Here is a 13,156-nt window from a genome sequence, read left to right as displayed (position 1 = left end):
CGGCGCGGCGGTGCGCGGTCAGCGGGCGTTCGACGATCGGATCAGATCGCGGAGGCGCTCTCGATCCCGGCGATCCCGGCGAAGTCCGACTCGTCGACCGCGCCGACGGCCGAGATCGACGACGGCCCCCGGGCCAAGTCTGCCGCGAGTGCCTGGACGTCCTCCGCGCCGACGAGGGCGAGTCGGCGCAGGCTCTCGTCGAGGTCGACGAACTCGCCGAAGGTCAGCTCGGCGCGTCCGAGGCGCGACATCCGGGTGTCGGAGTCCTCCAGCGCGAGCGCCGCCGCTCCCGAGAGCTGGCCGCGGGCGCGCGCGAGCTCGTCGTCGGTGACGCCGTCCTCGGCGAGGCGGTGGAACTCGGTGAGCAGGAGCTCGGCGACCGTCCCCGCCTTCGCCGGGGTGCACGCGGCGTAGAGCCCGAAGAGGCCCGCGTCCGAGTAGGACGGGGCGAAGGAGTAGACGGAGTAGGCCAGGCCGCGCTTCTCGCGCACCTCCTGGAACAGCCGCGAGGACATGCCGCCGCCGAGGATCGAGTTGAGGACGCCCATCGTCATCCGCCGCTCGTCGCCCGCGGCGAGACCGGGGAAGCCGACCAGCAGGTTCGCCTGCTCGGTGGGGCGGTGCACCACCGACAGGGCGCTGCCGCGGGTGTAGGACGCACGGCCGCCGACGCGCCGCTCGACGGGCGGGGCCGCCGTGCCGAGGTCCCAGCCGTCGGCGACGAGGACCCGCTGGAGCAGCGCGACGAGCGCCTCGTGGTCGACGGCGCCGGCGACGGTGATCACCACGTCTCGCGGGCGGTAGGCGGCGCGGTAGTGCGCCCAGACCGCGTCCCGGGTGGCCTCGCCGATGGTCGCGGCGGTGCCCCCGATCGGGCGGCCCAGCGGGTGGTCGCCGAACACGGCCTCGAACAGCTTCTCGCCCGCCACGTCGGCCGGATCGTCGTCCGCCATCGCCAGCTCCTCGAGGATGACCCCGCGCTCGGTCTCGAACTCGTCCGGATCGATCAGGCTCGAGGTCACCATGTCGGCGATCACCTCGACCGCCATCGGGAGGTCGCGGTCCTGGATCTTGGCGTAGTAGCAGGTGTACTCCTTGGCGGTGAGAGCGTTGTGCTCCCCGCCCACGGAGTCGAAGGACACGGCGATGTCGAGGGCGGACCGCTTCTGCGTGCCCTTGAACAGCAGGTGCTCGAGGAAGTGCGTCGAGCCGACGTTGGAGGGCACGGCGGGCTCGCCCGCGGTCGCGGGGCGGCCGGGCCGCTCGTCGCGAGAACCCGCGGCGACCCAGAAGCCGATCGTGGCGCTGCGGGCGCCGGGCACCGATTCGCTGAGGATGCGGACACCGCTCGGGAGGACGGAGCGGCGGACCGTGGATCCGCCTGCGGCCCGGACTGACGTCTCCGGCTGGTCGAGGGGCAGTGCGACTCCGTGATTCATCGTGCCCACCCTAGGCCACCGCGACGGCGGCCCGAGCCGGGCTGTCGCGCCGTGGCGGGAGAGGTGCAGGGGGCGTCGCGGACGGGCGCGGTCAGCGGCGCGCGCGCTCCAGCGCGGCCAGGTGTCCGGGGTCGAGCTCGAGCGAGACCGCGCGCACCAGCGCGTCCACGTCGGCGGGTGAGCGCGGGGCGACCGTCGCGGCGGTCAGCCGCGGCCGGCCGAGCAGCCAGGCCAGGGCGACGGCGGCGGGAGCGGCCGAGAGCTCGGCACCGATCGCGTCGAGGACGGCGAGGACCCGGCGTCCGCGGCGCCCGAGGTGGGCGGCGGCGAGTGCCCCGTCGGGCAGGCGGCCGAGCTCGCGGCGGGTGCGCTCGGCGCCGCGGAGGAACCCGTGGGCGAGGGGGACGGTCGCGAGCAGGGCGAGTCCCTGGCCGGCGGCGACGAGACCGAGATCGCCCTCCGAGCCGGGCCGCTCGAGCAGGTTCCAGCGGACCTCCGCGCCGGCGAGGCGGGGCAGCCCGTGGGCGGCCAGGACGCGCGCCTCGAACAGCTCCTCCGGAGAGAATCCGGAGGCGACCACCGACCGCACCAGCCCGCGCGCCAGCAGCACGTCGACAGCGCTGAGGAGCTCGTCGAGGCGTCCGGCCCCGTCGGGGCGGACCGCCAGCACATCGAGGCGATCGGTGCGGAGGCGGCGCAGCGCCCCCTCGACACGGTCCACGAGTGCACGCGGCGTCGCGGGCGCGCCGACCGGAGCGGCGAAGCGGCCGATCAGGAGGAAGCGGTCCCGGTCGCGGTGTCCGGCGGGCCAGCCGCCGACGCCCTCCGCGAGGCTCGAGTCGGTGACGACGACGCCGTTGCCGCCCCACGCCGCGTAGCGCTCGAGCAGCGCGGCACCGTCGTCGCGGCCGAGCGCCGCCGCGTCGAGCACGAAGGGGAAGAGATCGTGGCCGGAGTCGCCCATCGGCCGGCGGTGCGAGGGTGCGACGGCGGTCGGCTCGACGGGGCCGGTCTCGGCGAGGACGCCGCTCGAGGAGGCTGCGCGGGACGCCGCGGGCGGGAGCGGGACGGCACTGTGACGGGGAGCCCGCACGACGGCGCCGGTCCTGTCCCTGGGCACGCCACCACTCTCCCTGCGGCGGCTCGGGTCCCGCCAGGGGAGAGAGTATCCGAGCGCCGGAGCCGCCACTCCGCCGGGTCGCGCACGGTTCACCAGATCGTTACACGGGCGCCGCCGGCGGGGTCGACTCGCGCCGGCGAGCGGTGCGGCGGGCCCCTCCGTGTCGGTCGTCCGGGCTAGATTCGCGACCATGGACTCCGCCGCCCCGACCCCCTCCGAGACCGCCGCCCCGACCTCCGACTCCCCCGAGCGGGAGACGTCCGCGCCCTGGTGGACGAGCGCCGTCGTCTACCAGATCTACCCGCGCTCGTTCGCGGACTCGAACGGCGACGGCATCGGCGACCTGGGCGGCATCCGCTCGAAGCTCGACCACCTCGCCGACCTGGGGGTCGACGTGATCTGGCTCTCGCCGGTCTACCCGTCGCCGCAGCACGACAACGGCTACGACATCTCGGACTACGAGGACATCGACCCGCGGTTCGGGACGCTGGAGGAGTTCGACCTGCTCCTCGCGGAGGCCCACGAGCGCGGCATCCGCATCGTGATGGACCTCGTGGTCAACCACACGAGCGACGAGCACGCCTGGTTCGTCGAGTCCCGCTCCTCGCAGGAGGACCCGAAGCGCGACTGGTACTGGTGGCGCCGCGGGCGCCGCTCGGCCGAGCCCGGCCGCGAGCTCGAGGCGGCCGCCGGCGCCGGCCTCGACGTCGCCGAGCCGAACGGCTGGCGCTCCTACTTCTCCGGCCCGGCCTGGACGCTCGACCCGGCGACGGACGAGTACTTCCTCCACCTCTTCGCGGTGCAGCAGCCGGACCTCAACTGGGAGAACCCCGAGGTGCGGCACGCGGTGCACGCGATGATGAACCGCTGGCTCGACCGCGGAGTGGACGGCTTCCGGATGGACGTGATCAACCTCGTCTCGAAGGACGTCGGAGCCGTCGACGGCGAGCAGGGCGGCGCGGGCATCGTCGGAGGGGTGGGTCCGCGGCTCCACGAGTACCTCCGCGAGATGCACGAGGCCGTGTTCGCGCACCGCGAGGGCTCCTTCCTCACCGTCGGCGAGATGCCCGGGGTCACCCTCGAGGAGGCGGTGCTCGTGACCGATCCCGAGCGGCGTGAGCTCGACATGGTCTTCCAGTTCGAGCACGTCGGCATCGACCACGGAGTCGACAAGTTCCACCCGGTGCCGCTGGACCTGGTCGCCTTGAAGGCCAACCTCGCGCGCTGGCAGGACGGCCTGGCCGAGCGCGGCTGGAACAGCCTGTACCTCGGCAACCACGACCAGCCGCGTCTCGTCTCGCGCTTCGGGGACGACGGCGCGCACCGCTACGAGTCCGCGACCCTCTGGGCGACGCTCCTCCACCTCCAGCGCGGCACGCCGTACATCTACCAGGGCGACGAGATCGGGATGACGAACGTCCCGTTCGCCGGCATCGAGGACTTCCGCGACGTCGAGTCCCTGAACTACTGGGCCGAGGCCGTCGGCGAGCGCGGCGAGGACCCGGCGACCGTGCTCGCCGGGCTGCGCGCGCAGAGCCGCGACAACGCCCGCACGCCGGTGCAGTGGGACGACAGCCTCCAGGCCGGCTTCACGACCGGCGAGCCGTGGATCGCGGTCAACCCGAACGCCGCCGAGGTGAACGTCGCCGCCGATCGGGCCGCCGAGCGGTCGGTCTTCGAGTACTACCGGGCGCTGATCGCGCTGCGGCACGCCGACGAGACGGTGCAGCTGGGCCGCTTCGCGCTACTGGAGCCCGAGCACCCCGCGCTCTTCGCCTTCACGCGCACCGGACCGGGCGAGCTGCTCGTCGTCGGGAACGTGTCCGGCGAGCCGCTCGAGGTGCCGCTGCTCGAGGAGTGGGCGGCTGCCGAGACGGTCCTCGGCAACGTCGCCGGTGCGACCGGGTCGACGCTCGGCCCGTGGGAGGCGCGCATCCTGCGCCGCTGAACCTCGCCGCGCCCCGCTCCGAGCCCGGCGCGGGGCGCGGCGCTCGACGGCGGCGGACCAGCGGGCGAGAGCCTCAGGCGGAGACGCGGTCCAGCTGAGCGATGTCGCTCCGGGTCAGCGGGAGCGCGGCCGCCGCGAACAGCGACTCGAGCTCCGCGGCGTTCCGCGCCCGGACGATCGCCGCCGAGACCTCCTGGTGCGAGAGCACCCAGGCGAGCGCGACCACGCCGGGCTCCGTGCCGTGGGCCCCGGCGATCTCGTCGAGGGCAGCGAGCACGCGGGAGCCGTGGCGGCCGACGTAGTCCAGGCCCGCCTCGAACAGGGCCGACTCCGGCTCGTCTGTGCGGCTGCGCAGGGCGCCGGTGAGGTAGCCGCTCGCCAGGGGCAGCCGCGCGAGGGTGCCGAGCTCGAGCCGCACCACCTCGGGGGCGACGTCGGTCTCGTAGGTCCGGCGCTCCATCAGGCTGTACTCCGACACGACGGCCGAGAGCGACGGCAGCGCGAACGCGGTCGCCGTCTCGTGCAGCGCCGTGATCGCGGCTCCGCTGAAGTGCGCGGCGCCCAGGGCGCCGACCGAGCCGTCCGCCAGGAACGGCGCGACCGCCGCCAGGCTGTCGGCGATGGGGATCCCGGGGTCCTCGCTGTCGAACGAGAGCAGGTCGATCCGGGTGCCGAGCCGCTCGAGGCTCCCCTCGATCGCGATGCGGACGTCCTCCGGGGCGAGGCCCGGCGCGTCCGGGTGCCGGCCGACCTTCGTCGCGACCAGCATCCGCTCGCGCAGCCCGCTCTGCTCGAGCCAGCGGCCGATCATGTACTCGCTCCGACCGGTCGCGTAGTGGTCCGCGGTCGAGATCAGGGTGCCGCCGAGACGGCCGAACGCGTCGAGCACCTCGGTGGTGTCGTCGATCCCGGCGGCCCAGCCGAAGACGGAGCCGTCGAGGGCGAGCGGATGCACGGGGAGGCCGGTCCGACCCAGGGTGCGTGAGAGGAGCAGCGTCTCCGGCTCGGTGGCCAGGGGCGTCGGGTCGGTCACGGAGTCCTCCGGTCGGGGCGGTGCGGCGCGGTCCCGCCACCGTACCCCATGCCCCCGCCGACGACGGACGCCCGCCCCACCGGAGTGGGACGGGCGTCACGGTCGTGCAGGAGGGATCAGCTCTCGGCGGGAGCCTCGACCTCGGCCTCCTCGGCCACGACGGGCGCGAGGGACAGCTTGCCGCGGTCGTCGATCTTGGTGATCTGGACGAGCAGCTTCTGGCCGACTCCGAGGACGTCCTCGACGTTCTCGACGCGCTTGCCGCCGGCGAGCTTGCGGACCTCGCTGATGTGCAGCAGTCCGTCCTTGCCGGGGAGGAGCGAGACGAACGCGCCGAAGGTCGCGAGCTTGACGACGGTTCCGAGGAACTGCTCGCCGACCTCGGGGTTGGTCGGGTTCGCGATGGCGTTGACCTGCGCGCGCGCGGCCTCGGCCGACGGACCGTCGACGGCTCCGATGTAGACGGTGCCGTCCTCCTCGATGGAGATGTCGGCGCCGGTCTCGTCCTGGATCGCGTTGATCGTCTTGCCCTTGGGGCCGATCAGCTCGCCGATCTTGTCGACGGGGATCTGCACCGAGATCACGCGGGGCGCGGTCGGGGCCATCTCGTCGGGCTGGTCGATGGCCGCCGTGAGCACCGCGAGGATCGTGGTGCGGGCGTCCTTGGCCTGCTTGAGCGCGGCGTCGAGCACCGACGACGGGATGCCGTCGAGCTTCGTGTCGAGCTGGATGGCCGTGACGAACTCGGCGGTTCCGGCGACCTTGAAGTCCATGTCGCCGAGCGCGTCCTCGGCGCCCAGGATGTCGGTCAGCGCCGCGTAGCGGGTCTGGCCGTCGACGACGTCGGACACGAGGCCCATCGCGATGCCCGCGACCGGGGCGCGCAGCGGCACTCCGGCGTTGAGGAGCGACAGGGTCGACGCGCAGACCGAGCCCATCGAGGTCGAGCCGTTGGAGCTCAGCGCCTCGGAGACCTGGCGGATCGCGTAGGGGAACTCCTCGCGGCTCGGCAGCACCGGCACGAGGGCGCGCTCGGCGAGGAAGCCGTGCCCGATCTCGCGACGCTTCGGCGATCCGACGCGGCCGGTCTCACCGGTCGAGTAGGGCGGGAAGTTGTAGTGGTGCAGGTACCGCTTCTTGGTGACGGGCGACAGCGAGTCGATCTGCTGCTCCATCTTGAGCATGTTCAGCGTGGTGACACCCAGGATCTGGGTCTCGCCGCGCTGGAAGATGGCCGAGCCGTGGACGCGCGGGATGACCTGCACCTCGGCGTCGAGCGGGCGGATGTCGGCCAGGCCGCGTCCGTCGATGCGCACGCCGTCGCGGAGGATGCGGCCGCGGACGACCACCTTCGTGACGGACTTGTACGCCGCTCCGACCTGGTTGTAGGCCTCGGCCGACAGCTGACCCGAGGCGATGCGCTCGGCGATCTGCTCCTTGACGCGCGCCTTGAGGGCGTCGTCGGCGTCCTGCCGCTCGACCTTGTCGGCGATCTGGTACACGCGGACGAGCTCGTCGTAGCTGAGCTCGGCGACGTTGTCGTAGGTCTCCTGCGCGTAGGGCAGGAACACCGGGTAGTCCTTGACCGGCTTCGCGGTCTCGGCGGCGAGCTTCGCCTGCGCCTCGACGAGTGCGCGGAGGAAGGGCTTGGCGGCCTCGAGGCCCTCGGCGACGACGTCCTCGCTGGGCTTGGTCGCACCCGCCTTGATGAGGTTCCAGGAGGACTCCGTGGCCTCGGCCTCGACCATCATGATGGCGACGTCCGAGGAGCCGTCCTCGTTGGTGACGACGCGGCCCGCGACGGTGAGGTCGAAGACGGCGTTCTCCAGCTGGGAGGCCTTGGGGAAGGCGACCCACTGGTCGTTGCCGGAGCCGTCGGACATGAGCGCCAGGCGGACGCCGGCGACCGGGCCGGAGAACGGCAGGCCGGAGATCTGCGTGGACGCGCTCGCGGCGTTGATCGCGAGGGCGTCGTAGAACTCGTCCGGCGCGATGCTGAGGACCGTGATGACGATCTGGACCTCGTTGCGCAGGCCCTCGACGAACGAGGGGCGCAGCGGCCGGTCGATCAGACGGCAGACCAGGATCGCCTCGGTGGAGGGGCGGCCCTCGCGGCGGAAGAACGAGCCGGGGATCTTGCCGGCGGCGTAGGAGCGCTCCTCGACGTCGACGGTCAGCGGGAAGAAGTCGAAGTTGTCCTTCGGGTTCTTCGAGGCCGACGTGGCCGAGAGGAGCATGGTGTCCTCGTCGAGGTAGGCGGCGACGGCGCCCTGAGCCTGCTGCGCGAGGCGGCCGGTCTCGAAGCGGACGGTGCGGGTGCCGTACGAGCCGTTGTCGAGAACGGCTTCGGCGAATGTGATTTCAGGACCTTCCAAGAGGTCTGTCTCCTTAACGTCTGCAGCGGCGCCCCTTCTGGGCGCCGGCGTTCGTCGGAGCAGCGGTCCGGTCAGGAATCGAGACGATCCCACGGCAGGGCTTCGCGCCGTGCCGTCGTGTGGAGGGCGTTCGTGCTGGCCACCAGTAGAAGAGCTCCGGGCTGTCGCGACCTGTGCCGCGAGCGGGACGTGCCGCCTGCGACTCGTGCCGCGGCGGCCCGTGCTCTGTCGCACGCTGCCGCCGTCCGGGACTCCACCACCGAGGACCAGCTTCCTGCCGGCCTGCTCCGTGGCTCGAATCCTGGGTCGACCGGCGGTCGCTTTCGGATTCGGAACCGGTTCATGCTATCAGCCGCGGTGCGGTTCCTCCATGGACCCCGCCGACCCGGCCGGCCCTCCGCCCGTCAGCCCCGCGTCTCGTGCATCAGCAGCTCGACGCGCATCCCGCCCCTCACCGTCACGACGCGGGCCGGCACGCGGGACGACCTCCCCGCCTCCGAGAGCCGGGCGAGGGCGGCCTCGACCACGTTCTCGAGACCGCGCGGCACCTGGCCGACGAGCCCCGAGGGGCGCTGGGCCGCGAACAGGCGGACCGGCATCGGAGCGTCCACGCGCTCCTCCTCCGCGGTGCGGCGCGGGATCACGGCCGTGACCTCGTCCTCGCCGAGGGCGAGCACCCGCGCGATCTCGTCCTGGTGCGGCCGGGAGTCGGCGAGGCGGAGGAGGGTGTCGCCGCGCCGCGACTTCGGGCGCAGCTCGTAGTCGTAGTCGTCGAGCTTGCCCGAGCCGCGGTCGTCGGAGGGGAGGGGGTTCGCGTCGCCGCGTCCGAACGGGAAGAGCTTCATGCCCCCATTGTCCAGCGCGCGGCCCCTCCCCCGCTCGCGTCAGGCGGTGCGCCGCATCCGGGCGATCGCCGCGAGCACCAGGACGAGTACGACGGCGACGAAGCCGAGCAGGACCGGGACGGCCGGCAGGAGCGCGAGCGCGGCACCGATCGCCAGGACCGGCACCGCGAGGCCGAGATAGGCGGCGAGGAACACGGCCGCGAGCACCTCGCCGCGGGTCTCGTCGGTGGCGAGCGAGCCGGCGACTCCGAGCGCCAGGCGGAAGAGCAGGCCCACGCCCGCTCCCGCGAGCACCCCGCCGATGATGAAGGCGGACACCGAGACGATCACGGCGCCGGTCGCGACCAGCAGCAGCCCGGCCGTCAGCGCCACGGCCGCGAGGCGGAGCGCCGTCCGCGAGGACAGCCGGATCGAGACCAGCTGCGCGACGGCTCCGGCGGCGAAGACCCCGAAGGAGACCGCGCCCGCCTCGAGGTGGGAGGTCTCGCCGAAGCGCCCGGCGAGGAAGGTCGGCGCCAGCGAGGTGAAGAGGCCGAACACGGCGAACCCGGCGAACGCGCCGACCGCGGCCGAGAGGAAGACGCCGCGGGACGCGGCCGGCACGGCCAGGCGCTGCGGACGGTACGCCGGGAGGACCTCGCGCCGCTCGACCGTCTCGGGGACGAGCGCGACGCCGATCCCGAGGACGACCAGGAGGACGAGGAACACGGCGTACGGGACGACCAGGGGCTCGCGCACCGTCACGGCGAACACCCCGCCGACGAGCGGGCCGAGCGCCAGCCCGCCCATGTTGACGAGGGCGGAGACGGCGCGGGAGGTGCCGGGGCCCTCCTCCGGGCGGGCGACGGCGCGCAGCTCCGAGAGGTGGGCGGTGGCCGTCGCGGTGAGCGCGCCGACGCCGAGCCCGGTCAGCAGGCGGGCGAGGATCAGCCCGGGCACGTCCGGCCAGAGCAGGAACACGGCGGCCGCCAGGACCTCGACGAGGATCGACGCGAGCAGGATCCGGCGGCGGCCGAGCCAGTCGCTGACGTGCCCGGCGAGGAAGAGGCTCGCCACGACTCCGACCGCGTACGCGGCGAAGACCACGGTGACGACGAAGGCCGGGAACCCGTCGCGCTGCTGGTAGATCGCGTAGAGCGGTGTCGGCACGGTCGAGAACGCCATCACCGCGAGGAAGGCGACGGCGATCACCCAGAAGCCGTGGCGGTGCGGGAGCTCGCGGCGGTGGACGGATGGGAGGGAGCGCTCGGTGGTGGTCACGGTGTCCACAGTCCTCCGCCCCATCATCCGTGTCCAACGGAGGATCTCGGTTGGATTGATCGTCCCTGTTGGATAATGGGCGCATGGACGACCGCCAGCTCGCCGCCTTCGTCGCCGTCGCCGAGGAGCTCAGCTTCACCCGGGCGGCCGCGCGCCTGTTCGTCGTGCAGTCGACCCTCTCGGCGAGCATCCGCTCGCTCGAGCAGGAGCTCGGCTCGCCGCTGTTCGCCCGCTCGACCCGGCGGGTGGCGCTCACCGCGGTCGGCGAGGCGCTCCTGCCCTGGGCCCGATCGGCGATCGACAGCCTCGACCGGATGCGCTCGCTCGCGGCCGACGACGCGGCGGGGCTCCGCGGGCGGGTGCGGGTGGGCACCTTCTCCGCCCTCGACCTCGTCGACCTGCCCGGCGCGCTCGGCGTCTTCCGCACTCGGCACCCGCTGGTGGACCTGCTCCTGCGCACCTCGACCACCGGCTCCACCGGTCTCGCCGAGGACCTGCGCCGCGGCCTGCTCGACGCCGCTCTGCTGGCACTGCCGGCGACGCAGCTGCGGGGCTTGGCGGTGACGCGGCTGGTGCGCAGCGACTACGTCCTGCTGGTTGAGAGCGCGCATCCGCTCGCCGCGGCGGGACCGCCCTCCCCGCAGGACCTCGACGGGCTCACCTTCGTGGACACGCCCGCCGGCTTCGGCAACAGGGTCGCCGTCGACCTCGCCTTCCGCGAGGCCGGGGCGTCGCGCCGGGTGGCCACCGAGGTCGCCGATCTGCCGGGGATCCCCCGCTTCGTGCAGGCGGGGCTGGGTCCGGCGATCGTGCCGCGCGCGGGCGTCGAGCCGCTGGAGGGCGTCACGGCCCTCGCGCTCGACTGGCCGGGGCTGGTCTGGGAGCTCTCGGTCTGCACGGCGCCGCGCCCCTCCGCCGCGGTGCAGGCGCTCACGGCCGTGCTGGCGGAGCGGTCGGCCTAGGCCTCAGCCCTCGCGCAGGGGGCCGCGGACGATCGAGTCGCCGGAGTGCTCCGGGTCGTCGTCGAACGGCTCCTGGGAGACGTCCACGAGCGGGTACTCGGCGAGGTCGACGTCGTCGGGCACGGCGAAGACGCCGTCGGTCCCGTCGAGCACGCCGAGGCCGACCAGCCCGGAGGCGTCGGCGGCGAGGAGCCAGACCTCCCGGTACGAGTCGTCCGCGCTCTGCGCATCGAGGTGCACGTGCAGGCGGCGGGTGCCGTCGGCGTCCTCCAGCTCGGCGGTTCCGCTCGCTCCCTGCCAGTCGGGGAGAGCGGCGAGATCAGCGCGCGCCACGACGGCGGCGGTGTCGTCGCTCCGCGAGGCCTGCCACCAGGCTCCGCCCGCGACCCCGATGACGAGCGCGCCGAGAGCGGCCAGCACGGCGCTCAGAGCGCGGGGCCGGCGGCGGCGGGCGGGACGGTGCCGTCCCGGGGGGAGGGCGAGCGGAGGCGGCACGGCAGCGGCCGACGACGGCAGGGCGCCGGGCCCGAGGTCGCCGAGGGCGAGCTCCTCGCGGATGCGGTCCCAGACGATCGCGGGCGGTGCCTCCAGCTCGACAGCACGGCTCGCACGGCCCAGGCCCGCGGCGTGGCCGAGCTCGACCAGCTGCCGGGCGCAGTCGGGGCAGTCGCGCAGGTGGGCCTGCTCGGCGTCGCTCGAGTGCTCGCCGAGGGCGAGCAGGGCGAGCTCGTCGGGATCGAGGTGGGTCATGTGCTGCTCACCTCCAGGCGGGAGCGGAGCCGGTCGAGGCTGCGGCGGATGTGGCTCTTGACGGTACCGAGCGGCAGGCCGGTGCGCTCGGCGATCTCGGTGTGGGTGAGGTCCTCGTAGAAGGCGAGGCCGATCACCCGCCGGGGGACGGGATCCAGGCGGGCCAGCTCGTCGGCGATCAGGATCCGCGCCTCGAGGTCGACGGGGGACTCCCCCTCCTCGACCGGCGTGACGGCGACGAGGGCCTCGGTGAGCCTCCGCTCGCGCGCCCGCGCCTCGTGCGCGTCCGCGATCCTCCTCCGGGAGATCCCCACCAGCCAGGCTCCGAGAGCCGCCCGTCCGGGGTCGAAGCCCGAGCGCGAGGTCCAGGCCGAGACGAAGACGCGCTGCACCACGTCCTCCGCGTCGCCGCGGTCGCCCAGCGAGCGCAGCGCCAGCGTGAAGACCAGCGGCGACCAGCGCGAGTACGCCTCGGCGAGCGCCGCCTCCTCCCCTGCGGCGAAGCGGCGGCCGAGCCGGGCCACGAGAGCGCTGTCGGCCTCGGCGCCGTCGGCGGGCTCGATGGTCTCGATCAGGGGGTCCCTCCAGGGCTGCGGGGAGCGCTGCTGCCCGGGGGCGTGCGGCGCTGCGAGGCTCATCGTACGTCGCTGAGGCTCGGGCGGGCGGGTCAGCCGGCCGGGACGGCCGTGACCACCACGTTGCTGAGGTAGTGGCGGGTGTCGTAGTCGAAGTCGCCGCCGCAGGTGATCAGGACCAGCCGCGGCGGTCCGTCGGCGGCGAACACGGCCGAGAGGTCGACCGTGGTCTTCTCCGTGGTCTCCACCGTCGAGACGGTGTACGCGCGCTCCGAGCCGTCCGCGCCGGTGAGGGTCACGGTCTGGCCCGGGACCGCCTTCTTCAGCTCGACGAACGGCCCGAGGCCGTAGGCGAGGGAGTCGACGTGCGCGGCGATCACGACTGTGCCCTCCGGCTCGTCGAGGCCGGCGCCGAAGCGGTACCAGCCGGCGACCTGCGTGTCGGGCACGAGCTCCATCGTGCCGTCGTCCGCGACTCCGACCGGCTCGACGGCCATGTCGACGGGGAGCCCGTCGACGACGAGCCGCTCGGGAGCGAGCGCGGTGGGGGCGGGGGTCGCGCCGAGCCGGGCGTCCGCCACCGGGACGGACGGCACCGCTTCCGGCGGGGCCGCCGCGGGCGAGGAGGGGACCGTGGCCGGCACCGGCTGCTGGGGCGCCGAGGAGACGGCGGCGGGAGCGGGCTCCACCCGGGACTCCTGCGCCGCGCATCCGGCGAGACCGGCACCGGCCACGATCAGCCCGACCACGGCGAGGACGCGCAGAGGGAAGGGGCTCCGGCTCATGGCGTCCTCCTGGGTCGTGGTCGGGGGTGCCGGGACGGCCGCGCTCCAGCACGGCCGTCCCGGC

General features: G+C 74.0%; 11 protein-coding genes. 2 read left to right on the top strand and 9 right to left on the bottom strand.

Annotated elements, in window-relative coordinates; genetic code table 11:
- Window positions 1-41: 41 nt before the first annotated feature.
- Together C5C39_RS04475 and C5C39_RS04470 are read right to left on the bottom strand one after the other, a co-directional pair.
- Window positions 42-1,439, bottom strand: coding sequence for a pitrilysin family protein (locus tag C5C39_RS04475; RefSeq protein WP_104352790.1), 1,398 nt, complete (start codon window positions 1,437-1,439; stop codon window positions 42-44).
- 91 nt (window positions 1,440-1,530) lie between these two features.
- Window positions 1,531-2,559 carry an aldo/keto reductase gene (locus C5C39_RS04470; protein WP_146076624.1) on the bottom strand — a complete coding sequence of 343 codons (1,029 nt, stop codon included), beginning with the start codon at window positions 2,557-2,559 and terminating at the stop codon, window positions 1,531-1,533.
- A 190-nt stretch (window positions 2,560-2,749) separates the two neighbouring features.
- Between C5C39_RS04470 and C5C39_RS04465 the strand changes: the two genes are divergently transcribed.
- A complete protein-coding gene (locus C5C39_RS04465) occupies window positions 2,750-4,507 on the top strand; it encodes an alpha-glucosidase (protein WP_104255563.1) in 1,758 nt (585 codons plus the stop codon).
- A gap of 73 nt (window positions 4,508-4,580) precedes the next feature.
- On the opposite strand, the gene C5C39_RS04460 is transcribed toward C5C39_RS04465, so the two are convergent.
- The 4 genes from C5C39_RS04460 to C5C39_RS04445 all read right to left on the bottom strand — a co-directional run bounded on the left by C5C39_RS04460 (window position 4,581) and on the right by C5C39_RS04445 (window position 10,020).
- Window positions 4,581-5,540 (bottom strand): aldo/keto reductase, encoded by a 960-nt coding sequence (locus C5C39_RS04460; RefSeq protein ID WP_104226294.1) that lies wholly within the window; start codon window positions 5,538-5,540, stop codon window positions 4,581-4,583.
- A gap of 116 nt (window positions 5,541-5,656) precedes the next feature.
- The gene (locus tag C5C39_RS04455) at window positions 5,657-7,915 is read right to left on the bottom strand and encodes a polyribonucleotide nucleotidyltransferase (RefSeq protein WP_104224806.1); all 2,259 of its coding nucleotides are present in this window, start codon (window positions 7,913-7,915) and stop codon (window positions 5,657-5,659) included.
- Window positions 7,916-8,319: 404 nt separating this feature from the next.
- Window positions 8,320-8,760, bottom strand: a complete 441-nt coding sequence (locus tag C5C39_RS04450; protein WP_104352766.1) for a hypothetical protein — start codon at window positions 8,758-8,760, stop codon at window positions 8,320-8,322.
- A gap of 39 nt (window positions 8,761-8,799) precedes the next feature.
- Window positions 8,800-10,020 (bottom strand): MFS transporter, encoded by a 1,221-nt coding sequence (locus C5C39_RS04445; protein ID WP_258075771.1) that lies wholly within the window; start codon window positions 10,018-10,020, stop codon window positions 8,800-8,802.
- 83 nt (window positions 10,021-10,103) lie between these two features.
- On the opposite strand from C5C39_RS04445, the gene C5C39_RS04440 reads away from it, so the two are divergent.
- A complete protein-coding gene (locus tag C5C39_RS04440; protein ID WP_104352764.1) occupies window positions 10,104-10,982 on the top strand; it encodes a LysR family transcriptional regulator in 879 nt (292 codons plus the stop codon).
- A 3-nt stretch (window positions 10,983-10,985) separates the two neighbouring features.
- Here the strand turns inward: C5C39_RS04440 and C5C39_RS04435 are convergent, their stop codons facing one another.
- The 3 genes from C5C39_RS04435 to C5C39_RS04425 are packed head-to-tail and all read right to left on the bottom strand — an operon-like array spanning window position 10,986 to window position 13,092.
- Window positions 10,986-11,732, bottom strand: coding sequence for an anti-sigma factor (locus C5C39_RS04435; protein WP_104239041.1), 747 nt, complete (start codon window positions 11,730-11,732; stop codon window positions 10,986-10,988).
- The gene (locus C5C39_RS04430) at window positions 11,729-12,370 is read right to left on the bottom strand and encodes an RNA polymerase sigma factor (RefSeq protein WP_104352763.1); all 642 of its coding nucleotides are present in this window, start codon (window positions 12,368-12,370) and stop codon (window positions 11,729-11,731) included. The genes C5C39_RS04435 and C5C39_RS04430 overlap by 4 nt, the downstream gene beginning before the upstream one ends.
- Before the next feature lie 29 nt (window positions 12,371-12,399).
- A complete protein-coding gene (locus C5C39_RS04425) occupies window positions 12,400-13,092 on the bottom strand; it encodes a class F sortase (RefSeq protein WP_104352762.1) in 693 nt (230 codons plus the stop codon).
- Between the last annotated feature and the right edge of the window lie 64 nt (window positions 13,093-13,156).

It is taken from the genome of Rathayibacter sp. AY1F3 (assembly GCF_002931975.1).
Classification (GTDB): Bacteria; Actinomycetota; Actinomycetes; order Actinomycetales; family Microbacteriaceae; genus Rathayibacter.
Note: the sequence above shows the minus strand (reverse complement) of the source record. Positions and strands in the feature narration are given on the sequence as shown.

Excerpts from the sequence above, each read along its gene's own strand:
- C5C39_RS04475 (WP_104352790.1), bottom strand. The coding sequence starts at position 1,439 with ATGAATCACGGAGTCGCACTGCCCCTCGACCAGCCGGAGACGTCAGTC.
- C5C39_RS04465 (WP_104255563.1), top strand. The coding sequence starts at position 2,750 with ATGGACTCCGCCGCCCCGACCCCCTCCGAGACCGCCGCCCCGACCTCC.
- C5C39_RS04450 (WP_104352766.1), bottom strand. The coding sequence starts at position 8,760 with ATGAAGCTCTTCCCGTTCGGACGCGGCGACGCGAACCCCCTCCCCTCC.
- C5C39_RS04440 (WP_104352764.1), top strand. The coding sequence starts at position 10,104 with ATGGACGACCGCCAGCTCGCCGCCTTCGTCGCCGTCGCCGAGGAGCTC.
- C5C39_RS04435 (WP_104239041.1), bottom strand. The coding sequence starts at position 11,732 with ATGACCCACCTCGATCCCGACGAGCTCGCCCTGCTCGCCCTCGGCGAG.
- C5C39_RS04430 (WP_104352763.1), bottom strand. The coding sequence starts at position 12,370 with ATGAGCCTCGCAGCGCCGCACGCCCCCGGGCAGCAGCGCTCCCCGCAG.
- C5C39_RS04425 (WP_104352762.1), bottom strand. The coding sequence starts at position 13,092 with ATGAGCCGGAGCCCCTTCCCTCTGCGCGTCCTCGCCGTGGTCGGGCTG.